This is a genomic window from Lentzea sp. NPDC058450, from assembly GCF_042721395.1.
GTDB lineage: Bacteria > Actinomycetota > Actinomycetes > Mycobacteriales > Pseudonocardiaceae > Lentzea.
In genome coordinates, this window is the sequence record NZ_JBHXLO010000049.1 from 13,517 (window position 1) to 34,639 (window position 21,123).

Genomic DNA, 21,123 nt, shown 5'->3' on the forward strand with positions numbered 1-21,123 from the left:
CCTTTCCGCTACCTCGACTCGTTATCTTGGTGTCATGCCCAGATTTGCCGAGTTCGATGTGGAAGGCCTGCGCAAATCCAGCGCTGTCGCCGACTTTCCCTGGTCAGAGACGTGGGTCACGCTGATCCGCGTGGACTCCAAGGGAGTTGTCCGGCAGGCCAAGTCGTTGACTGAGAAAGTGTCTTTGCTGACTGTCGCGTCAGACAAGGACCTCGTCATCGCGTCCTGCCCGGAGATTTACGCTGTCGACGACCTGTCGGCCGCCCGTGCCGCCGTCAAGGCTTCGGTCGCACGCGAAATGATCCCAAGCCTCGGATGAATGACTCCCTCCACTCGGGCTCAGCGGCGAGCACGAGTTCCGGGAATCGCCGAAGGAGCGTTGAGAACGCGATCTCACCCTCGATGCGAGCCAGCCGCGCCCCCACGCAGTAGTGGATGCCGTGACCGAACGCGACGTGTGGGTCTCGACCCAGCTGCAACACGTCCGGATCGGAATACCGGGAAGGATCCCGGTTCGCCGCTCCTAGTGAGACGGTGACCTGCGAAGATCTCGGAATCGTGACCCCTCCGATCTCCACGTCGGCAGTGGCGACACGACCCACGCCCAGGGAGAGAGGCCCGTCGAGGCGCAGGAACTCCTCGACGGCGTCCGGAACCAGGAGCGGGTCCTCGATCAGCGCCCGCCTCAGCGCGGGATCGCGGAGCAGGGCGACCAGGCCGTTGCCGATGAGCTGCACGGTCGTCTCGTGCCCTGCTGTGATGAGCAACACCAGCGTCATCACCAGGTTCGGTTCGTCGCGGAGCTCGGTGATGACGTCGTCGCCGGGCTCCCTGGTCGCCAGCAGGCGCTCGACGTAGGCGGCGAACCTGCCGAACGCGCCGGCCATCGTCGCGGGCGTGATCAGCTCCTCTGACAGCTGCCGGACATCATTTCTGTCCTCTTTGGGCAGACCTAGAAGTTCACAGATGACGGTGATGGGCAAGGGATGGGCGAACGTCTCGATGACGTCCACCTCCTCCGCGCCCTGCCACGCGTCGAGGAGTTCGTTCGTGATCTCCTCGATTCGTGGTCGGAGGGCTTCCATGCGCCGTGTGGAGAACGCGCGCGCGATGGGCTTGCGCAACTGTGTGTGGTCCGGCGGGTCGGTGTGGTTGAGCATGCCGCCGGGGAGGACGGCGCTGCTGAGATCGGGGTGGCCGAGTGCCTGCACGACGTCGTCGTAGCGGCTGATCACCCAGGACCACTGGCCGTCCGGCATCTCGGTCAACGAGGGCCCGCGCTCGCGCCACTCGTCGAAGTACGGGGTCGGATCGGTGTAGAAGCTCATGCGCTCATCGTCGTGTTCACGCTGGTCAGAGGCATGAGTAGGCGATCACCCATCTTGGCTGCGCCCATCACCTAGCCTGACCGCATGGGGTGGCCGTTCGTGGGGAGGGACGCCGAACTGACCGCGGTCCGGCGTGCGGTGCGCGGTGCGGGGCTGATCGTGGCGGGCCCGGCCGGCGTCGGCAAGACACGGCTGTTGGACGAGGTCGAATGCGACGTCCGGTTGCGGGCCACGGCGGCGATGTCGGAGATTCCACTTGGGGTGATGGCGCCCTTCCTGCCGTCGGTGGACCCCTCGCCGTTGGCGATGCTGACCAGCGCACGGTCCGCTTTGCGCAGTCGTGTCGTGGTGGTGGACGACGTTCATCTGCTCGACGACGCGTCGGCGGCGCTGCTGCACCAACTCGTGCAACACCGGGAAGCCGTCGTGGTGGCGACGCTGCGGTCGGGCGAACGCGCACCCGCCCCGGTGGTGGCGCTCTGGAAGGACGAACTGCTGCCGCGCATCGAGCTCGACCCGCTCGGCCGCGCGGCGGTGGTCGAGGTGCTGGAGACGGTGCTCGGCGGGGTGCTGGACAGCGTCACGGCCGATCGGCTGTGGACAGCGTCCGCCGGGAACATGTTGCTGCTGCGAGAGATGCACTTCGCCGCGCAGTGGGTGTCGCACGGCGGTGTGTGGTCGTTGGACGGTCCGCTGCCGTTGTCGCCACGGCTGGTCGAGCTGATCGAGGCACACCTCGCCGCCGTACCCGCCGAGGAACGCCGGGTGCTGGAGCTGCTCGCGTTCGGCGAGCCGCTGGACCTCGCCGCGTCGGAGGCGCTGGACGGGCTCGTGACCGTGACGGACGAGGGGCTGCGGCTCGCGCATCCGTTGTACGGCGAGGTGTTGCGCGCGCAGTGCCCTCCTCTGCGCAAGCGCAACCATCAGCGGCACTTGGCGTCCGTGCTCGATGACCCGTTGCGGGTAGCCGTGCTGCGGCTCGACAGCGGTACGGCCGACGATCCCGCGCTTCTCGTGCAGGCCGCCAGCCTCGCCAGTGCAACGGGTGGTGTTGTTCTGGCAGAACGGCTCGCACGCGCCGCATGGGCCGTCGGTGGTGGTGTGGAGGCCGGACGGCTGCTGGCCCAGGTGCTGCTGTTCACCGACCGCCCGGAAGAGGCCGAGGAGGTCTTCGCGATGGTCGCCGCGGACGACGACCCGGTCGAGGTGCGCACGATGCGGGCGTTGAACCTGGGCTGGGGGCTCGGCCGCAGCGAGGAAGCCGCCGCCATGCTGGAGAACGACCTCGCGCGGTGTGTGCTCCTGTTCCACGCGGGCAAGTACGACGAGGTGCGCGCGCTGCTCTCGTACGACAAGCCGGAGGAGGCGGCGGTCCTCGCGATGGTCGACGTGGTGCAGGGCCGGTACGTCGGCCCGTTCCCGGTCGTCCCGCCGAATCCGGTGGCAGGGCTCGGCGCGGAGACGACCGTGTTCGCCGAGGTGTTCGTGTACTCGATGCACGGCCATCTGGCAGAAGCGGAACGTCTTGCCGTGCAGGCACGCAAGGAGAAGACCGAGTGGGACTCCATGCGGTCGACCTGGACGGTGGCGCTCGCCGGGCTGGCGCGCGCGGGCGGCAGGCTGACGGAGGCGCGCCGGTTGTTGCTGGAGGCACGGCCCGCGCAGCCGTTCGCGCGGCTGTGCGAGCTGGCACTCACGGAGGCGATGCTCGGCAACGACGCGCGACCGCTGCTCGCCCAGGCGGAGGCGGTGGCGCCACCGGGGATGCGGCCCTACCGCCACGGGTTGTGGCTGGCGCGGATCTGGGCCGGCGGCGTGTCGCCGTTCGAGGCCGCGGCGGACGCCCGTGCGCACGCCGAGTTCGCCGCCGAGGCGACGTACCTGCACGAAGCCGCGCGACTCGGCCAGGCCGCGGAGGCTCTCGACCGGCTGCGGGAGCTCGCCTCGACCACGACCGGACTGCTCGTGGAGATCTTCGCCGCACACGCCGAGGCGTTGGTGCGCAACGACTCCGCCGGGCTCGTGCGAGTGGCGGAGCGGTTCGAGGAGAACGGCTTCCTGCTGTTCGCGGCGGAGGCGGCGGCCGAGTCGGGTGATCGCGCGTTGTGCACGCGGCTCGTGGCGCACTGCGAGGGAGCGCGGACACCGGCGTTGGCGCGGATGACGCTGAACCCGCTGACGCCTCGTGAGCGTGAAGTGGCCGTGCTGGCCGCACGGGGGCTCACGAACAAGGAGATCGCGTCGTCGTTGGTGATCTCCGTGCGGACCGTGGACAACCATCTGTCCAATGCCTACTCGAAGCTCGGCATCACGACCCGCGGCGAGCTCGCGTTGGTCCTATCGGATGACGCGGGCGGGCAGGGATAACGTCCGGCACGGGTCCGAACGACATCCCGGCATGGGCAAGGGGTACGCGGTCGTCGACGTCGCCACCACGGGACCCGCTCCGGGAGACAGGGTGATCGAGGTGGCCGTCGTGCACCTCGACCGGGCGGGCCGCCGCACCGACGAGTGGTGCACGCTCGTCGACCCGCGCCGCGACTTCGGCCCCCGGCACGGCCTCAGCCCCGCCGACGTGCGCAGGGCACCGCAGTTCGCCGGGATCGCCGGCGAGCTCGCCGCCCGTCTGTCCGGCCGGGTGCTGGCAGCCCAGGACCTGGCTTTCTGCCAGGGCTTCCTCACCGCCGAGTACGCCCGTCTGGGCCACGACGTCACCGTCCCGGGGCTCTGCACCGGGCCGCTCGACGTGCCGAAGGGAACGGCGTTGCAGGACGCACGGGCGTCGGCCCGTGTGCTCGTGCGGAGGCTTGACCGCATAGGAGCCGTGGAGACCGTACGGCTTGAGGTGCCGCGGACTGTGCGTGCGTATGCCATGCAACGCAGCGGAGGAGTGCGATGACGGAGGACGTGAGGCGCGTGGCGAAGCTGATCGGGGCGCGCAACAGCATCGACGCGGCGCTGTCCGCGTGCATCCGGCGCCCGGCCACGACCGGGCACCTCGGCGACTGGATCGCGGCCCGGATCCTCGGCATCGCACTGGAGCCGCAGGCCAACGCGAGCATCGACGGACGGCTGCCCGACGGCCGCACCGTGACCATCCGGTGGTACCCGAAGCGGGAGAGCATCCTCGACCTCAAGGAGGAGGGCGGCCCGGAGGTCTACCTCGTCCTGACCGGTCCGAAGTCAGCCCCGGAGAGCTCCGTGGGCACCGCACGGCCGTTGGTCATCGACGCCGTGTACCTGTTCGAGGCCAAGGACCTCATGGACGACCTGCGCGCGCGTGGACGCAGGATCGGTACGGCGTCCAGCGTGCGCGAAGAGCTGTGGGAGGCCGCGGAGATCTACCCGCGACCCCACCCCTTGCTCAACGAAGACCAACGAGAACTGCTGGCGTTGTTCAGTCATCGGCCGTGAGGCTGTGACCGTCCCAAGTGAAGCGCACGGTCGTGACGGCGTCGTCTCCGTCCGTGCCGGTCGTGAGCTGGTGGATGGCGATGCCGGTCAGCTCCCGGTAGTCGCACCACTCGTGGTCCGACGTGAGCACCAGGTCGAGGTCGAAGTTGACCAGCAGCTCCAGCAGTTGTCCGCGGTTGGTCGCGTCGACGCCGACGAACACCTCGTCCAGCAGGATCAGCCGGGGTGCGGTCGGGGTCGCGTGGTAGTGCGCGGCCGCCGCGGCGAACAACGGCAGGTGCAGCACGATGGCCTTCTCACCGCCGGACAACGCGCCGTGCACGCGTTTGGTCACCGGCACCCAGCCTTCGCCCCGGTCGACCTTCACGACGAACTGGTGCCACGTCGTGTAGTCGAGCACCTGGGCGAGTTGTTGTTCCCAGCCCGTTGCGGAGTCGTGTGCGCGTGCCTCTTCCACGCGCTCGCGGAAGAACTGGTGCAGCAACGCGCGTTCGTCGTCGTTCAGGTCTGAACGCAGCAGGAGGTCGCGGGCCTCGCGGGTGCCGGGAGGCAGTTGCGGATCGACCTGCCAGTCGAGCTGCACGCGGATGCCCGACGCGGTCTGGACGCGTTCCAGCCGGTGGTTCATCGTGCCGACCAGCTCGGACGCGCCCTGGATGCGCTGGGCGATGTGCCTGCGGGTGTCGCCGGTGAGGGTCTGGTCGAAGAGGTCGCGCTCGACGTCCGTGATGTGCGTGCGGATGCGGTCGCGTTCGGCCTTCAACGTCTGCAACAACGCGTGTGCGCCCATGCGCGCGCCGTCCAGCGTCGCGGTCAGAACGGTCACGTCGTCGTCGGGGTCCAACGACAGTTCGATGCGTCCGGCCAGTTGCTGCTGCGCCTCGTGCACGGCCATGCCGAGCTTGGACTCCGAGTCGCGGATCAGGCGCGGGTCGATGACGACGTCCGGCACCTCCCCGGCGTCGGCGGGCAGGTGGGCGCTGGTCAGGTGGCGATAGCGCGTTTCGGCCGCTTCGTGCACCACGGTGGCTTCCGCGGCACGTGCGGTGTCCGTTCTGCGCTTCTCCTCCAACGTGCCGAGTGTGCGCGCCAGGCCCGTTTGCTTGTCTTGCAGCAGATCGCGTTGCTCGGCGATGTCGTGTGCCTTGGCGCGCAACGAGATGAGCTGCTGGTCGAGGGCGTGGAACTCCGCGCCCGCCGCCCGTTCGACGGTCTCCAGCGTGATGGCGAGGTCGGTGGCCTCCTGCTGCCGGGCGGCCGACGTCTCCTCGGCCTCGTCGGCCAGCGTGCCGGAGAGCGACGCGCGGCTGCCGGCCTCGACCGCCAGCGCCTCGGTGGTGAACGCGTCGTGCCGGTCGTCGAGCCAGCGGTGGCAGGAGCTGCCGAACGCCGCGAGCTCGTCGGCGTCGGGGACCTCCGTGCTCGCCGTGTGCCGGGCGACGGCGGCCTCCGCCTCGGCCACCAGCCTCGTGGCCGCCGCGACGGCGTCCTCCCGTGCCGCGCACCGCAGCTGGGCCTTGTCGCGCTGCTCCTCGGCGGCCTCCATCGGGTCCTTCGAGGGCTGCCGCGCGAGCTCACCCGCGAGCGTCGCGCGGCGCACGGCGATCTGGTTGCGCGCGGCGTCCACCCCGGACAGATCGGTCGCGAGCTGCTCGATCAGGCCGGTGAGCTCGGCGATCCGGCCGCTGCGGGCGCGCTTGCGGGAGTCGGCGCCGATGTAGGTGGGGAAGGGCTTGGACCAGCTGCCGTGGGCGTTCGCGAGACGCCACGTGCCGTCCGCGCCGATCGCGGCCGAGTGCCCGGCCGCCGTGTCGCCGAACGCGACGGTCTCCAGGAAGCGGTGGCAGCGCTCGTCCTCGGTGACCAGCACCTCCAGCAGCGTCGTGCCGGCAGCGGGGCTGACCAGCAGCGGTTCGCCGAAGCGGTCGTGGTCGCGCACGTCGAACGACGGGTCCTGGGTGATCCACGCGTCGAGCAGGCCGGACGCCTCCAGCGCGGCCTCGACCGCGGCGCACACCGCCGGTGGGGTTCCGGGACGGAAGTCGACCAGCCGCCACAACGGAGCGCCCGCGGCGGACGCGCGATAGGCGCCGTCACGGGTGTAAGGCGCCGGTGGTGGCACGTCGACCTGGTTGGCGAGCTTCTCCCGGATGGACCGGTACTGCAGGAGTTGGCCGTTCAACGACTCGCGCGTCTCGTCCAGCCGTGCCTCGATGCGGCTGAACTCCTCCCGCGCCATCGCGGCGGCCTCGACGATCGCGCCGTGCTCGATGACGTTCAGCTCCGCGCAGCCGCGCGCCCACGTGTCGAAGTCCGCGAGGAACCTCGCAAACGCTTGCTCGAACGCCTTCTGCGCCAGGACCTCCGCCTCGTTGGCCTGCTCCAGCTCGTCGCGGGTCTCATCGAGCCGTCGGCGGGCGGCGTCCCGTGCGTCGACAGCTCTCTTGTGCGCGGCAACGGTCCGCGTGATCGTGTTGATCTCGGCCGAACGGGCCTCGACGGCCGTCGTGAGCAGCTGCCGTGCCGCCCGCGCGTCGGTACCCGACTCGATCTCCTCGAACACGGAGTGCATGCCCGCCGGGTCGGCGGCCTCCCGTGCGAGCGTGGTGGACCGGCGCAGCTCATCAGCGCGTGCGGCCGCATCGGACTTGGCCTGCTGGGACTGCTCCTCGTCGGCCACGGCCCGTGCGCGCAGCTTCGCGGCGTGTGAGGCCGCCTCCGACGCACGCGCGTTCGCGGCGGAAAGCTGCTGCCGCAACAGGTCGAGCTGCTTGCCCTCCTGGTAGCCGGGCAGGTCGGAGATGCCGGAGATCTCCGCGTCGACCGCGCTCGCCTCCCGGCCGAGCGCCGCGAGCTGGTCGAACGCCTCGTCGGTCAGCGTGATCTGACGCTGGTAGCGGCGCTCGCTCATGCGCGCGGCCCTGGTCAGGTCCTCCAACTGCTCGGTGGACGTCTCCAGCGCCCTGGAGGCGACGCCGAGCACCCGCTGGGCGTAGACGCGCTGCACGCCCGCCAGCCGTTCGGCGGTGGTGATCTCGTCGTCGAGCCGCCGCAGCCCCTCGCGCTGGCGGTCGAGGCGTTCGAACCCCTCGGCGATCTCGGTCAGGTCGGACTGGTCGAGCGGCGGAAGTGCCTTGGACAGCAACGACGACAGCACGCTCGGGTCGAGCCGCTCGGACAGCTTCGGCGTCCGCAGCTGGAGCAACGCCGTGATCAGCGAGTCGTACCGTTGCTCGGTCACGCCGGGGAACAACGTCGTCCGCACCGTGTTCCGGTAATCGGCCGGTGAGGTGTGCACGACGCCGTGCTCGCCGATGGCGGCCGCGAGGTCGGTGGTGGTCAGCGGGCGGCCGGACTCGTTCACCAGCGCCAGGTCGCCGACCCGCTGGGACGTCGTGAAGTAGGTGGCGCCGACGTTCGAGGTGTTCGTGGTGGCCTGGAGCCGCGCACCGCACGTGAACCACTGCTCGCCCTGCTGGAACTCCAGCCACACGTACCCGACGCGCGTGCTGTTGCCCTGGGCGCCCTCGCCCATGAGGTTCCAGTGCATCGTGCGGTCCGCACTGCCGAACGTCGACAAACGGTGCGGACGCAGGTTCGCGTCGAACAAGTACGGCAGCAGCAGCTCGAGCGCTTTGGACTTGCCCGTGCCGTTGGGGCCCCTGAGCAGCAGTCTGCCCTGGTAGAACGAGAAGATCTCGTCGTAGTAGCGCCAGACGTTGATGATGCCGGCGCGGCTGGGTTGCCACCGGTCAGTCATGCAGCTCCTCGACCGCGTACCGGGCTGCGGCGGGCAGCCTGTGAACGGTGCCGTTCTCCGTGCGCGCGAGCCCGAACGCCTCCAGCAGTTCGATCCCGTCCGCCGCGAGCCTGTCCGCACCGCCGTCCGACTGGTAGGCCTTCGCCCACGTCCGGAACTTGGTCAGCAGCTCGCGTGATTCCTCGACCAGATCTTCTGTTGTCGCGGGCCCCAGTGCCAACCGGTCGAGCAACAACAACGCGGCGACCTTCGCGTTGTTGTCGTCGTCCGGGAACCTCGTGTCCGTGGCGATGGCGTCGGTGTCCACCACCACGTACCCCTCTTTGCGCTCCTCCAGCGTGCAGCCGGCGAGCGTGATGCCCGTCTGGACGACCTTACGTCCGGCCGGCGAGCTGAGGAACGCGAGTTGGGTGGCGCTCAGGTCGTCCTTGTAGAGCACCGGATCGTCGATGAGCCTGCGCATCACCGAGTGCCGTTGCCACAGGCTGCGGTGCGCGGTGTCGTAGCGGGTCTCGCGGGTGAGATCCTCGAGCGTGTCCACAGTGGAGGGCGGCACCGGCGCGGACAGCAACCGCGTGATCAGCGTCGGATCGGCCTGGACCTGCTCGTTCAGCTCCACCGCGCCGTGTTCTTCGAGGAACGTCAGCACGTCGTTGAACGCGTTGCGATCGCTTCGTCGCGCTGGGTCGAAGTCGGGGAGTTGCGCCGACAGGTCGTCGAGCGTCGTCGTCGGAGTGGTCAGCAGCTCCGCGCACACCAGACACAGCAGCACGTACCGGCGCCGGTCGAACGCCGGACGCGTGCGATCAGGCCGTGACGTCGTCTTGAACAGCCGCGCGTATCCGGCCCGTGGCTCGACCACGACCCGCCAGCCGCAGTAGTAGTCGAACCACTTCGTGATCGGTTCGCGGCGCCTTCTGATGAGGTCGAACCCGTCGCGGTCCTGCCGTGCGGTCAGCAAGGGCCGTGCGAGCAGCAGCCGCACACCCCGTGCGACCTCCTCGCTCTCCAGCCGTGCGAGCTGGTTTCCCGTGCGGCTCATCGGCTCTGCACGTCGATCACGTAGTCAGGCCCGCTCAAGGTGCCCTTCTGGGTGGTCATGGTCGCCCAGCCGCGGGCGTTGCGGAGGTTGATCTGCATCCGGCCGTCGCTCGTGCCGGCCGAGCGCGTGCCGGTGCTGTCCGGATCGCTGCCGAGCGCCCGTCCGACCAGGTCGATCAGCCGGTGGAACGTGTCGTGGTCGAGGTTGGTGAGCGTGGAGATCCGGATCGCGCCGTCCGTCTGGATCAGCGACCACGCGTGCTCCAGCTCCGCGCGCTCCCGTTCCGCCTGCTCACGGCGGTTCCGCCGCACCTCGCCGACGTCGCGGACCTTGCCGGTGGCGCCGATGTGCTCCTGCTTGCCGGTCGCCCGCAGCTGCGGCGACACGGGCACCGGCGGCGTGTTCTCCCAGGCCTCGGCGCTGGGCAGCAGCTCGCCGTCCGCGTGCGCGAGGTGCGCGTGCCGTGCGGAGTAGAGCCCGAACGCCGCGTTGAACAGCTCGTGCGCCTCGTCCTCGGTCTCGGTCCGCGCGAACCACTGCGCCAGCGCGCGGAAGTCGGCCGCGGTGTTCGTGGGCTTCTTGCGCTGCTCGCTGATGCGGTCGAGCACGCGCAGCAGCTGCACGATCGCCTTGCGTGACACGTCCTGCAGCTCATCGACGCGCGGAGGGTTGTCCAAGAACCACGCTTTGAGGCTCTTCCACCGCTCCTTGCGTTCCTGCAGCCACACGTCGTCGTCGCTCAGCAGACCGGCTCCGTTGAGCGCCTTCGCGTGCAGCTCCGCGGGGTCGAGTGCCGACGCCGTCTCGCGAATCCTCACCTTGCGCGCGTCCAGGTCCGCGATGAAGTCCCGCAGGTAGGTGACCGTCGTGCGCTTGACGTCCTGGAACGTGTCGAGGTCCGCGTGCTCGTCCCGGAGCAGCCGCTGGAGGTCGGCGTTGAACCTGGTGGTGCCCGTCGTCAACGCGTCGAGGTGCCCTTCGAGCTCCATCACCGCGCTGAACGTCCTGCTGTCGCTCAACGGCTCCGCCAGCTCCGCGAGCCGCGCCGCGATCGCGTCGAGCACCGCGGTCTGCAACGACCCGGTGGCGGCCAGCGTGGTGACGGCCTGCTTCAGCCCCTCGCACGCCGCCTCGCCGAGTTTCGTCAGCCCGTACCGGTGCTGGCTCGCGTCCACCAGCCCCCACTGGCGGAGAGCGGTGAGGGACGCCTGCAGCTCCTCGTCCGTCACCTGCTCGGCCCAGCCCACGCTCCGGAGCCGTTGCTGCACGTCGTCGGCGGTGAGGACGGTCTCCAGGCGCTCGTTCGCCACCCCGAGCACGCGCATCACCGCGGTGTGCAGCTCCGCCTGCGGGGTCGTGGTGAAGCGGAACAGGTCCGCGGGCACCCGTGGAAACGTCGTCACCTGTGCCACCGTAGCTGGCGCAGTAGGGCTTTCGGGTGACAGGTTGGGCGCCGGGGTCGGTGCGGAGCGAGCGGTGATCACCATCGGGTGATCCACGTGGTGGCGTTGATCGGCGAACGCCCCGCGTTGCGCCGATCGGCCTAATCTCCCGCCATGCGGACGAGGCTGACCCCCATGCAGCAGGCGGTGGTGGACGCCGGTCGCCCGCTGCCGCAGCTGACCGATCCGCTGGAGGTCGAGCTTCAGGTCAGCGCGTTCGCGGGGCCCTTCGCCGACAACGAGGAGTTGTGGGAGGTGGTGGTCCGGCACCTGGAGGAGGTGCCGAGCCGGCGCAGTGCCGCGCTCCTCACCGCGCTCGGTCACCTGCTGCCCGGGCGGCCAGGAGGGTGGGCCAAGGAGGCGGCCGCTCACCAGGCCGGGCCGCAGTGGGATCTGGGAGCGCTCACATTCGGGGAGTGCTGGATCGGGGACCGGTCCATCGACGCCGGGTATTTGGCACTGTTGTGCAGTTATGCGTACGGGGATGTGCCTCATGCGATGGTTTTCATGATCGACGAAATCAGCGGGAGTCTCACGCGGCACGCCTTTCTCACGCGTCAGGTGGAGGAGGCGCTGGCCCGGCTGCGGGACGAGATGCGGTTGGAGTTGATCACTCCGGAGGCCGCTCACTGGCTGCTGAGCCGCAGTTATGACCGGTTCGAGCGGCGGCCGGGGCTCGGGGTGAGCCTGGACGTGCATCAGACTCGGCTGGTGGCGCGGCGGCGTATTGCGCTGGCGATGAATTAGTCGGGTGTGCGCTTCGCAACGTGGTTGTTCAGCCGACTGTGCAGATTGTCTGTAGCTCGATCGTGGGTGGGCTATTACTGTCCGGGTTGTCGATCACAGGGGCGGAGGGATGGTCGTGGCCGCTCTTCTCGGGCGTGATGATCAGGCCCTCAGCCGGGTGCCGGATCAGGCGCGGCACGGGTGGTTGTCCGTTGCCACGCAGCGGTTCGGGCAGACGACGGCGCTCAGCCAGTTGCTGCTCGGGGCGACGCTCGGGTTCGGGATGTCGTTCTGGGACGCGTTCCTGGCGTTGACGATCGGGGCCGTGCTGCTCAACGTCGTCGCGGTCGGCGTGGGGGTGATCGGGCAGCGGGAAGGGCTTTCCACGGCGCTGCTCAGCCGGTGGACCGGGTTCGGGCACGCCGGGTCGGCCGTGCTCGGGTTGATCATCGCGTTGTCCTGCACCGGGTGGTTCGGGGTGCAGACCGGGCTGGCCGGGGCGGCGCTCGCGAGCACCGCCGGGGTGTTGCCGGCACCGGTGTGGGCCCTGGTGTTCGGGATCATCGCCACGGTCATCGCCGCCTACGGGGTGCGGTGGATGGCGTGGACCTCGTACGTGGCGGTGCCCGCGTTCCTGGCGTTGCTGGGCTGGGTGCTGCTCGTGCACGTCAACGATGTCGGGGCCGCGTTCAGCGCGCCGCCGGGCGGTTCGATCGGGATGCTGACGGCGATCACGCTGGTGACCGGCAGCTTCATCGTCGGGGCGGCGATCGCGCCGGACATGACCCGCTTCCACCGCAACGGGTGGGACGTCGTCAAGCAGACGGTTCTGGGGATCACGGCCGGCGAGTGGGTCATCAGCCTGGTCGGCGTGCTGCTCGCACGGGCGTTGGGCACCACCGACGTCATGGGCGTCATCACGACGTCCGGGGGGTGGATCGGGGCGCTGATCGTCGTGACGGCGGTGCTGAAGATCAACGACTGGAACCTCTACTCGGCCTCGCTCGGGCTCGTGAACTTCTTCGACGCCGTGTTCGGCCTGCGGATCAGCCGCGCGCAGGTGACGGTCATGGTCGGGTGCGCGGGCAGCTTCCTCGCGGCGGCCGGGATCGTGCAGCAGTTCACCCACTTCCTGGTGCTGCTCGGGGTGGTGTTCCCACCGGTCGCGGGGATCATGATGGCCGAGTACCACGTGGTGCGGAGGTGGCGGAACGAGATGATCTCGACGCGCCCGTTCGTGCCGCGGTCGGCGCCCTCGTGGGTGCCCGCGACGGTGGTCATCTGGCCCGCTTCGGCGATCGTCGCCGAGCTGCTGCCGTTCGGACAGTCCAGTGTGAACTCGCTGGTGCTCGCGTTCGGCCTGTACGTGTGCGCCGGGCGGCTGGACCTGCTGCGGATGCGGACGCGCCGGGCCACCACCCGCAAGGTGGCCGGGGAAGCGAAGGCCGCCTGACATGCACATCGGGATCGACGTCGGCGGCACCAACACCGATGCCGTTCTCGTGCACGGCCGCACGGTCCTGGCCGCGAGCAAGGCGACGACGACCGCGGACGTGACGGGCGGGATCGTCGCGGCGGTCAGCGGGCTGCGGCACGCGTTCGAACCGCGGCAGGTCACCGCCGTCATGATCGGCACCACGCACTTCGTCAACGCCGTCGTCGAAGGCCGCAACCTCGCGCGCACCGCGGCCGTCCGCCTGGGACTTCCCGCCACCACGGCACTTCCGCCGTTCGTCGACTGGCCGCAGCCGCTGCGGGAGGCCATCGGCGGGCACGCGTACCTCTGCCACGGCGGCCACGAGTACGACGGCCGGGTCATCTCACCGCTCGACGAGGACGAACTGCGCGCGGTCGCCGCCGACCTCGTCGCCAGGAACGTCGAGTCCGTCGCCATCTCGTCGGTGTTCTCGTTGGTCAGCAACGAGTTCGAGCGCCGGGCGGCGGAGATCCTCACGGAGGAGAACCCGGGCCTGCTGGTCAGCTTCAGCCACGAGATCGGACGGCTCGGCCTGCTGGAGCGGGAGAACGCGACGATCATCAACGCCGCCCTGCGCGTGCTGGCCGGGCAGATCGCCGACGGGCTAGTCGAGTCCCTGACCGCGCAGGGCGTCGACGCCCCGCTCTACCTCAGCCAGAACGACGGCACGCTGATGGACCTGGACCACGCGCGCCGCCACCCGGTCGCCACGTTCGCGTCCGGGCCGACGAACTCCATGCGCGGCGGCGCGTTCCTGTCCGGGACGGACGACTGCGCGGTGATCGACGTCGGCGGCACGACCACGGACATCGGCGTGCTGCACAACGGTTTCCCGCGCGAGGTGTCGTCCGAGGTGCTGATCAACGGCGTGCGCACCAACTTCCGGATGCCCGACGTGCTCTCGGCCGGGCTCGGCGGCGGCAGCGTGGTGCGGGACGGCCGGACCGGCCCGGACAGCGTCGGCTTCCGGCTGGCGACCGAGGCCCTGGTCTTCGGCGGCGACACGCTCACCGCCACCGACGTCGCGGTCGCCGCGGGCCTCGCCGAGATCGGCGACCCGAGCCGGGTGCGCCATCTCGACCGAACGTTCGTGCGGCAGACGCTCGACCAGATCAACGCCAAGATCGCCGAACGGCTCGACCGCATGCGCACGAGCCCGGAACCGCTGCCCGTGGTGCTGGTCGGCGGCGCGGGCTTCCTCGTCCAGCGGCTCGAGGGCGCGAGCAAGATCGTCCGGCCGGAGCACCACGCCTTCGCGGGCGCCATCGGAGCCGCGATCGCGCAGGTCGGCGGCGAGGTCGACCGCGTCTTCACGATGGCGCCCGGCACCCGTGACGAGGTGCTCGACGGTGCCCGGCAGGAGGCCGTGGACCGGGCCGTCGCGGCGGGCGCGCGGGCCGGCAGCGTGCGGATCGTCGAGGTCGAGGAGATCCCGCTCGCCTACCTCCCGGGAAACGCGAGCCGGGTGCGGGCGCGTGCGGTGGGTGATCTGCTGCCCGGCCACTAGTGTCTCGCGCATGCACCTGCTCGGGCCTGACGACGTCGACCGGCTCGCCCTGGGCGTGGTCGTGCTCGGCAGCGGGGGCGGTGGCGGCGAGCACGAGACCCACGCGTTCGCCGCGATGCTGCGGCACGAGATCCGGCAGAGCGGACCCGTCACGGTCCTCACGCCCGAGGAGGCCGACCCCGAGGGGCACGGCATCCGGGTGGGCCTGATCGGCGCGCCGACCGTGATGATCGAGAAGCTGCCCAGCGGCCGGGAGGCCGAGGAGGCGCTCAAGGCGTTGCAGGCACACGACTCCACGCCCGTCACGGCCGTCATCGGGTGGGAGATCGGCGGGTGCAACGGCCTGTTGCCGCTGATCCTGGCCGCCCGGCTGGGCCTGCCGTACGTCGACGTGGACGGCATGGGGCGAGCGTTCCCCCGGATCGACCAGACGACCTACGCGGCGGCCGGGCTGCCCACGACCCCGCTCGCGATCACCGAACCCGGCGGCAACCGCGCGGTGCTCGACGCGACCGGCATCGAGAAGCTCGCCCGCACCGTCATGGTCGACTTCGGCGGCTGGGCGATGATGGTCGCGAAGCCGCTCAAGCTCGCGGACGCGGTCGGAGCAGGCATCACGGGCTCACTTGCGAGAGCGCTCTCACTTGGCGAGATCTGGTCGTGCGCCGAGCTCTCCGTCGAGGAGCGGGCCAGGAGATCCGGCGGTTTTCTGCTCGCCAGGGGCAAAGTCGTCGAGGTCTGGCGTGAATCTGTCGGCGACTTTCCACGCGGAACGGTGGCGCTGCGCCGCCTGGACGCCGACGATGCGTACGTGCGCCTGGAGATGCAGGGTGAGTACCTCGTCGCGCTCGTGGACGGCGAACCGCTGGTCACGACGCCTGATCTGCTGTGCTGTCTGGACGCCGAGACCGGTCACCCGCTGACGACCGAACGGCTCGGGTTCGGCGCGGTGATCGACGTGGTAGCGCTCCCATCGCCACCCGAATGGGTGCCGGAGGAACTGCGCGCCAGGGTCGACCCGAGAGCGTTCGGCTACGACCTCGGCTACGTGCCGTTCCGGGGCGCCGAGTGATCGAGGACGCCGGCTCCCTGACCGTCAGGGACCTGCTGGAGATCGGCGTGCTCGGCGGGGCGGAGCTGCTCGCGGGCGAACGCGGGATCGGCACCGAGGTCGGGGACGTGCGGCTGGCGGCGGACCTCACGGCCGTCGAGGCGTGCGCGGCGGGCGACCTGGTGATCCTCACCGGGCACCAGCCGTACCTGGTCGAGGTGGCGCTGCGGCGGGCGTACAGCGCGGACGTGCGCGCGGTCGTGCTGGTGAAACCGACGACCGGCGCCTACCAACCACCCTCGGCCGCCACGCTCTCGTTCGCGAACCGCCTCGGCGTGCCGTTGCTGCACATCACCGCCGACGACCCGTTGCTGGTCGCGGACGCCCTCCGGACGGCCGTGCGGCGCCCGGAGATCAGCGCGGCCAGGCTGCTCAACGCCGTCACCGCGCGGCTCGGCCGCAGCCGGACCGACCCGCGTTCGGTGATCACGATCCTGTCCGGCGAGCTGCACGTGAGCTGCGCGGTGATCAGCGCGGACGGCACCGCGATCGAGGGCGCCTCCCCGCCCGGCCTGCCGGCGGACCTGCTGGCCGGGTCCGTCGCCGCCACCGCCGAGATCGACGAGGGCTTCGCGGTCGCCGTGCCGGTGGAGGTGGACCGGACCGGGCACGTGCACCTGTGGCTCGTCTCGCACGGCCCCGGCCGCAACAAGCGCTGGGCCGAGACCGTGCTGCAGATCAGCCAGGTCGCGTCGTGGGCGCTCGGGAGCTGGGTCGCCGCCGAACGCCTCGACACCGAACGCCAGGCCCGTTCGCGCGGCTCGCTGCTGGCCGAACTGCTCGCTTCCGGCGACGACGTGCCACCGCAGCTGGTGCAGCAGGCGGTGCTCGCGGGCTGGCGCCTCGACGGCTGGCACACGGGCATCTACGCGATGCCGGTCACCGGCCTGCCCGACGCCGCCACCACCGAAAGCCTGCGCGTCGAACTGTCACGCCGCGGCCTGCACGGCCAGCTGGTCGAGGGCGCGGAGGGCTGGAGCTTCTGGCTCACCAACGACTCCGAGCCGCCGCAGTCGCAGCACCGCGAGCTCACCACGAGGATCGCCCAGGCGCTCGGCTGCTGCCCGCTCGTCGCCGGCATCGGCCGCCCGCACCACGGCGTGTCCGGCGTGGGCAGGACGCTCGCCGAGGCCCGCGAGGCCGCCGGGATGACCGGCACGGCCAAGGTCGTGCACATCGACGAGCTGGGCGTGCGGCGACTGCTGTCGATGGCGGCCGAGACGCCCGCACTGGTCGAGCAGGCCACCCGGCTGCTGGAGCCGCTGGCGGGCGTGGAGGACGGCCAGCTGCTGCGCACGCTCGCGATCTACCTGGACGAGGAGTCCGTGACGTCGTCGGCGGCCGTGCGGCTCAAGGTCCACCGCAACACCGTGGCGCAGCGGATCAACCGCGTCGAACAGCTGCTCGGCGTCAGCCTGCTGAACCCGGACGAACGGCTGGCCGTGCACCTGGCCTGCCGGGCGGTGCGCGCCGGCGACGAGTGATCAGGTCGGCACGAACGCGGGCAGCACGGCGTCCACCTCGAAGCCGCCGTCGTCGGTGGGACCGGCGGTGAGGGTGCCGCCGACCATCTCGACGCGGCCGCGCAGCCCGAGCAGCCCGGAGCCGGTGCCGGGCAACGCGAGCCCCGGCGTCGCGGACGGCCTGGTGTTGCGGATGACCGCGCGGACCGTGCTCGGTCCACTGTGGATGGTGATCTCCGTGTGCGCGCCGGGGGCGTGCTTGTGCACGTTCGTCAGCGACTCCTGGACGACCCGGTACATCGTGCGGCGCACGGCGGGGGAGATGGTGTCGGCGTCGCCGTGCTCGGTCAGCGTGACCTCCAGCGCGGAGTCGGCGACGAGCCGGGACAACCGGTCCGGCAGCACGTCCGGGATCCGCGCGGCCTGGCCGGACCGCAGCACGCCGACCAGGTCGCGCAGTTCGGCCAGCGCCTGGCAGCCCGCCGTGCGCAGCTCCTCGGCGGCGTCGCGCACGCCGTCGTTCGGCGCGGCGATCCGCAACGCCCCGGCGTGCAGGATCATCAGGTTCAGCCGGTGCGTGACGACGTCGTGCATCTCGCCGGCGAGCCGCGTGCGCTGGTCCGCGCGGACCTTCTCGGTCAGCAGCTCGCGGTTCAGCTCGGCGAGCGCCTGCCCGAGCATCCGCCGCGTGCCGACGTAGAGGCCCGCGAGCCCGGCGATCACGATCAGGCCGGGGGCGGCGAGGTTCGGCACCACCCACGCCCCGGCGCCGATCGCCCACGTCACGGGGTGCGCGAACACGAGCCAGCGGTGGCGCGGGGCGTACGCGGCGACCGAGTACGCGGACACCAGCGAGGCGTAGGTCGGGGTGAGCAGGGAGAGGAAGGCGACGGCCAGGCTCGACTCGACCGGACGCGTGCGCCGCCACCACAACGCCACCGCGGACAGCAGGTGGATCGTCACGTAGAACGCGATCGACGTGACCACGAGCCGGTCCGGCAGGTCGAGCGTGAGCTCGCGCCAGATCCCCAGCGCTGCGACGAGCAGCGCAGGCGTCAGATCCGCGGCTCGCCTCACGCGGGTGACGATACTGCCGGTTTTGTGCCTTGGATCACCTACGGGAGCAGGGGGATGACCCTACTTTCGCAGGTGGCGACACCCGCTCGTTCCGCCTGCCGGACGCGCACGTCCGGTGGCTGCACCTAGGCCTTTCGGAAGAGCGCCGTCCAGAGGAAGTCCTTGCCGAACCTCGGGGAGTCCGGCGGCTGTTCCGTCATGCGGCGAAGTTCGACCTCGGTGAGGTCCTGGAAGATCCACCGCAGTTCGCCGGGCGTGTAGCCGACGCCGCCTGCCAGCCCGCCGTGGCGGTACAGGTCGGCGTCCGGGGACGCCGTGCCCTCGTCGGACGTGAAGCAGGTGAGGGCGAAGTGGCCGCCGGGGACGAGCGCGCGGTCGAGCAGCGCGAGGTAGGCGACGCGGCGGTGCGGCGGCAGGTGGTGGAAGCAGCCGGAGTCGTAGATCAGGTCGTACGAGCCCTCGACGGCGAACGCGTCGCCGTGCCGGAAGTCGACGTCCAGGCCCTCAGATCGTTCGCGCGCCCAGGCGATCGCGGTGCCCGAGATGTCCACCGCGTCGACCTGGAAGCCCCGACGGGCCAGGAAGATCGCGTTGCGGCCGGGTCCGCAGCCGATGTCGAGCGCGCGGCCGGGCTCGAGCAGCCCGGTCTCCACGTGTGCGGCCAGGTTCTCGTCCGGTTTGGCGACGAAGAACGGCACCTCGCGGGTGCGGTCCGCGTAGAAGCGGTCCCACCAGTCATCAGGCTGCGCGGGCAGCAAGGCGTCGAGCAAAACCATGACGTCGTCGATCGTGCGCACGTGCCGATTCACGGCAAACCCCCAGGTGGATGCGGGTTCCAGGCTATCAAGGTTGCCTCCTCGTACGGTGTATGGCAACATCGGTTAGGTGATCTACTGACCCCGCCTTCAGCGCATCCGTGCCCGAATTCCTTCGGCGGTGTGGGGGTCCCTCATGTCAGCTCAGTTGACGATCAAGAAAATCACCAGGAACTACGCGTTCAAGCGCGTGCTCGACGCTGTGTCGTTGACGGTCCGGCCGGGCGAACGGCTCGGCGTGGTCGGCGAGAACGGCTCGGGCAAGTCGACGCTGCTGCGGCTCGTGGCCGGGCAGGACGTGCCGGACGACGGCGAGATCACCGTGGTGGCGCAGGGCGTTGGCTATCTCGGGCAGGTGCTCGACCTGCCCGAGGACGCGACCGTCGGCAACGCCGTCGACGCCGCGCTGGTCGAGATCCGCCTGCTGGAACGGCAGATCGCGGTCGCGGCCGAGGAGGAACGGCTGGACGACCTCGGCGAGCTGCTCACGGCGTTCGAGCTGCGCGACGGCTACGCGGCCGACGCGCGGGTCGAGGCCGCGATGTCCGTGCTGAGCATCGGCGATCTCGCGCGCGACCGTGCGCTCGGCACGTTGTCCGGTGGCGAGAAGGCCAGGCTCGCGCTCGCCGGCGTGCTGAGCGCCGAACCGGAGTTGCTGCTGCTCGACGAACCCACCAACCACCTCGACGACCAGGCGCTCGCGTGGCTGGAGAACAGGCTGGTGAAGCACAACGGCACGCTGGTCGTGGTGACGCACGACCGGTTGCTGCTGGAACGCGTCACGACCGCGATCGTCGAGGTCGAGAACCGCGCGATCACCCGCTACGGCAACGGGTACGCGGGGTACGTCGCGGAGAAGCGCGCGGCGCGGCAGCGGTGGGAGCAGGCGTACGCGGAGTGGGTCGGCGAGATCGGGCACTGGACGCAATGGCGTGGCACGACGGCACATCGCGTCGCGCCGGGCAGGCCGATTCCCGACCACAACAAGTGCAAGTACAACGGCGACGGCCGGCGCGTGCAGGCGTCGATCAGGACGCGGGTGCGCAGCGCGTCCGAACGGCTGGAGCGGCTGCGCGCCGATCCGGTGCCGAGGCCGCCGGAACCGTTGCGTCTCAACGCCCCGCTCGGCGCGGCGGGGCAACGGGTGCTGGTGACCGGCCCGAACGGCTCGGGCAAGTCGACGTTGCTCAGGGCGTTGGCATGCACGGCGACCGGCAACGTCGGGTACCTGCCGCAGGAAACCGTTGTGCGCGAACCGAAGCAGACACTGCTGCGGGCGTTCGGTGGCACCCCGGAGCAGCTGGAGTCGTTGGGTTTGTTCCACCGCAACGATTTCGCGACGCCCGTCGGTGCGTTGTCCGTCGGGCAACAGCGCAGGCTGGCACTCGCGCGGTTGCTGAGCCGGGAGTCCGACGTGCTGCTGCTGGACGAGCCGACGAACCACCTGTCGCTCGCCCTGGTCGAGGAGTTGGAGGCCGCGCTCGCCGACTATCCCGGCGCAGTTGTCGTGGCGTCGCACGACCGGTTGCTGCGGCAGCGGTGGAAGGGGGAGGAGTTCAGAACGGCTCGTAGCAGTCGTACGTCTCGATGGCGCTGATGAGCCCGTCGCGCGTGTCCACGAACTGGGCGATGTGCGCGACGAGCTCGCGGCCGTCCCGGAGCGTGCCGGTCCAGGTCAGCCGCAGGATCGCGGTGTCACCCGACACCAGTGCCGAGTGCACGTCGTACTTCTGGCGCGACAGCAGTCCGGTGCCCTTCTCGGAGTTGGCGAGCATCTCCTCCAACGGCGATCGCGCGCCGTTCGGCTTGATCAGGTTGGGGCGTTCGACGGTCACCGCGTCGGCGGCGAAGTGGCGACGCAGCGCGGGACCGGACTCCCCGGCTTCGAGCGCGCGGTGCAGCGAGGTGGCGAGGTCGACTGGATTCATATTCACAACCATAGTTGTACAACCGTGGTTGTC

The 21,123-nt window shown here is 70.4% G+C and carries 17 protein-coding genes; 10 read left to right on the top strand and 7 right to left on the bottom strand.

What is annotated here, in order from left to right; translation table 11 throughout:
• The first annotated feature begins 34 nt into the window (after positions 1 to 34).
• Entirely contained in the window at positions 35 to 319 is a 285-nt protein-coding gene (locus ACFWNN_RS43025; RefSeq protein WP_285638247.1) for a hypothetical protein, read from the top strand.
• Here ACFWNN_RS43025 and ACFWNN_RS43030 read toward each other — a convergent pair.
• Positions 276 to 1,235 (bottom strand): cytochrome P450, encoded by a 960-nt coding sequence (locus tag ACFWNN_RS43030; protein ID WP_382445764.1) that lies wholly within the window; start codon positions 1,233 to 1,235, stop codon positions 276 to 278. The genes ACFWNN_RS43025 and ACFWNN_RS43030 overlap by 44 nt on opposite strands.
• Before the next feature lie 177 nt (positions 1,236 to 1,412).
• On the opposite strand from ACFWNN_RS43030, the gene ACFWNN_RS43035 reads away from it, so the two are divergent.
• The 3 genes from ACFWNN_RS43035 to ACFWNN_RS43045 are packed head-to-tail and all read left to right on the top strand — an operon-like array spanning position 1,413 to position 4,742.
• Positions 1,413 to 3,695, top strand: coding sequence for a LuxR C-terminal-related transcriptional regulator (locus tag ACFWNN_RS43035; protein ID WP_382445765.1), 2,283 nt, complete (start codon positions 1,413 to 1,415; stop codon positions 3,693 to 3,695).
• Positions 3,696 to 3,726: 31 nt separating this feature from the next.
• Positions 3,727 to 4,227, top strand: coding sequence for a hypothetical protein (locus tag ACFWNN_RS43040; RefSeq protein ID WP_382445766.1), 501 nt, complete (start codon positions 3,727 to 3,729; stop codon positions 4,225 to 4,227).
• Positions 4,224 to 4,742, top strand: coding sequence for a hypothetical protein (locus ACFWNN_RS43045; RefSeq protein ID WP_382445767.1), 519 nt, complete (start codon positions 4,224 to 4,226; stop codon positions 4,740 to 4,742). The genes ACFWNN_RS43040 and ACFWNN_RS43045 overlap by 4 nt, the downstream gene beginning before the upstream one ends.
• Here ACFWNN_RS43045 and ACFWNN_RS43050 read toward each other — a convergent pair.
• Genes ACFWNN_RS43050 through ACFWNN_RS43060 form a run of 3 tightly spaced genes read right to left on the bottom strand, consistent with a single transcriptional unit; the run spans position 4,726 to position 10,947 of the window.
• Positions 4,726 to 8,502: an SbcC/MukB-like Walker B domain-containing protein gene (locus ACFWNN_RS43050; RefSeq protein ID WP_382445768.1), complete on the bottom strand. Its 3,777-nt coding sequence runs from the start codon at positions 8,500 to 8,502 to the stop codon at positions 4,726 to 4,728. The genes ACFWNN_RS43045 and ACFWNN_RS43050 overlap by 17 nt on opposite strands.
• Complete coding sequence (locus ACFWNN_RS43055; RefSeq protein ID WP_382445769.1) at positions 8,495 to 9,544, bottom strand: TIGR02678 family protein; 1,050 nt, start codon at positions 9,542 to 9,544, stop codon at positions 8,495 to 8,497. Before ACFWNN_RS43055 ends, ACFWNN_RS43050 begins: the two co-directional genes overlap by 8 nt.
• Positions 9,541 to 10,947, bottom strand: coding sequence for a TIGR02677 family protein (locus ACFWNN_RS43060; RefSeq protein WP_382445770.1), 1,407 nt, complete (start codon positions 10,945 to 10,947; stop codon positions 9,541 to 9,543). The genes ACFWNN_RS43055 and ACFWNN_RS43060 overlap by 4 nt, the downstream gene beginning before the upstream one ends.
• Positions 10,948 to 11,121: 174 nt before the next feature.
• On the opposite strand from ACFWNN_RS43060, the gene ACFWNN_RS43065 reads away from it, so the two are divergent.
• From ACFWNN_RS43065 to ACFWNN_RS43085, 5 genes are all read left to right on the top strand, one after another.
• Positions 11,122 to 11,733 (top strand): hypothetical protein, encoded by a 612-nt coding sequence (locus ACFWNN_RS43065; protein ID WP_382445771.1) that lies wholly within the window; start codon positions 11,122 to 11,124, stop codon positions 11,731 to 11,733.
• A gap of 115 nt (positions 11,734 to 11,848) precedes the next feature.
• Entirely contained in the window at positions 11,849 to 13,165 is a 1,317-nt protein-coding gene (locus ACFWNN_RS43070) for a purine-cytosine permease family protein (protein WP_382445772.1), read from the top strand.
• A gap of 1 nt (position 13,166) precedes the next feature.
• Positions 13,167 to 14,696 carry a hydantoinase/oxoprolinase N-terminal domain-containing protein gene (locus ACFWNN_RS43075; protein ID WP_382445773.1) on the top strand — a complete coding sequence of 510 codons (1,530 nt, stop codon included), beginning with the start codon at positions 13,167 to 13,169 and terminating at the stop codon, positions 14,694 to 14,696.
• Between the two features lie 10 nt (positions 14,697 to 14,706).
• A complete protein-coding gene (locus ACFWNN_RS43080) occupies positions 14,707 to 15,768 on the top strand; it encodes a DUF917 domain-containing protein (protein ID WP_382445774.1) in 1,062 nt (353 codons plus the stop codon).
• Positions 15,765 to 17,291 (top strand): helix-turn-helix domain-containing protein, encoded by a 1,527-nt coding sequence (locus tag ACFWNN_RS43085; RefSeq protein WP_382445775.1) that lies wholly within the window; start codon positions 15,765 to 15,767, stop codon positions 17,289 to 17,291. The genes ACFWNN_RS43080 and ACFWNN_RS43085 overlap by 4 nt, the downstream gene beginning before the upstream one ends.
• On the opposite strand, the gene ACFWNN_RS43090 is transcribed toward ACFWNN_RS43085, so the two are convergent.
• On the bottom strand, positions 17,292 to 18,347 hold the full coding sequence (locus tag ACFWNN_RS43090) for a sensor histidine kinase (protein ID WP_382445776.1): 1,056 nt from the start codon (positions 18,345 to 18,347) through the stop codon (positions 17,292 to 17,294).
• A 125-nt stretch (positions 18,348 to 18,472) separates the two neighbouring features.
• On the bottom strand, positions 18,473 to 19,156 hold the full coding sequence (locus ACFWNN_RS43095; RefSeq protein WP_382445777.1) for a class I SAM-dependent methyltransferase: 684 nt from the start codon (positions 19,154 to 19,156) through the stop codon (positions 18,473 to 18,475).
• A 142-nt stretch (positions 19,157 to 19,298) separates the two neighbouring features.
• Here ACFWNN_RS43095 and ACFWNN_RS43100 point away from each other — a divergent pair, with 142 nt between their 5' ends.
• Positions 19,299 to 20,759 (top strand): ABC-F family ATP-binding cassette domain-containing protein, encoded by a 1,461-nt coding sequence (locus ACFWNN_RS43100; RefSeq protein ID WP_382445778.1) that lies wholly within the window; start codon positions 19,299 to 19,301, stop codon positions 20,757 to 20,759.
• Here the strand turns inward: ACFWNN_RS43100 and ACFWNN_RS43105 are convergent.
• Positions 20,719 to 21,090: a nuclear transport factor 2 family protein gene (locus ACFWNN_RS43105; protein ID WP_382445779.1), complete on the bottom strand. Its 372-nt coding sequence runs from the start codon at positions 21,088 to 21,090 to the stop codon at positions 20,719 to 20,721. The genes ACFWNN_RS43100 and ACFWNN_RS43105 overlap by 41 nt on opposite strands.
• Between the last annotated feature and the right edge of the window lie 33 nt (positions 21,091 to 21,123).

Coding starts and splice junctions, on each gene's coding strand:
- ACFWNN_RS43025 (WP_285638247.1), top strand. CDS start 35: ATGCCCAGATTTGCCGAGTTCGATGTGGAAGGCCTGCGCAAATCCAGC.
- ACFWNN_RS43035 (WP_382445765.1), top strand. CDS start 1,413: ATGGGGTGGCCGTTCGTGGGGAGGGACGCCGAACTGACCGCGGTCCGG.
- ACFWNN_RS43040 (WP_382445766.1), top strand. CDS start 3,727: ATGGGCAAGGGGTACGCGGTCGTCGACGTCGCCACCACGGGACCCGCT.
- ACFWNN_RS43045 (WP_382445767.1), top strand. CDS start 4,224: ATGACGGAGGACGTGAGGCGCGTGGCGAAGCTGATCGGGGCGCGCAAC.
- ACFWNN_RS43050 (WP_382445768.1), bottom strand. CDS start 8,502: ATGACTGACCGGTGGCAACCCAGCCGCGCCGGCATCATCAACGTCTGG.
- ACFWNN_RS43055 (WP_382445769.1), bottom strand. CDS start 9,544: ATGAGCCGCACGGGAAACCAGCTCGCACGGCTGGAGAGCGAGGAGGTC.
- ACFWNN_RS43065 (WP_382445771.1), top strand. CDS start 11,122: ATGCAGCAGGCGGTGGTGGACGCCGGTCGCCCGCTGCCGCAGCTGACC.
- ACFWNN_RS43075 (WP_382445773.1), top strand. CDS start 13,167: ATGCACATCGGGATCGACGTCGGCGGCACCAACACCGATGCCGTTCTC.
- ACFWNN_RS43080 (WP_382445774.1), top strand. CDS start 14,707: ATGCACCTGCTCGGGCCTGACGACGTCGACCGGCTCGCCCTGGGCGTG.
- ACFWNN_RS43100 (WP_382445778.1), top strand. CDS start 19,299: ATGTCAGCTCAGTTGACGATCAAGAAAATCACCAGGAACTACGCGTTC.
- ACFWNN_RS43105 (WP_382445779.1), bottom strand. CDS start 21,090: ATGAATCCAGTCGACCTCGCCACCTCGCTGCACCGCGCGCTCGAAGCC.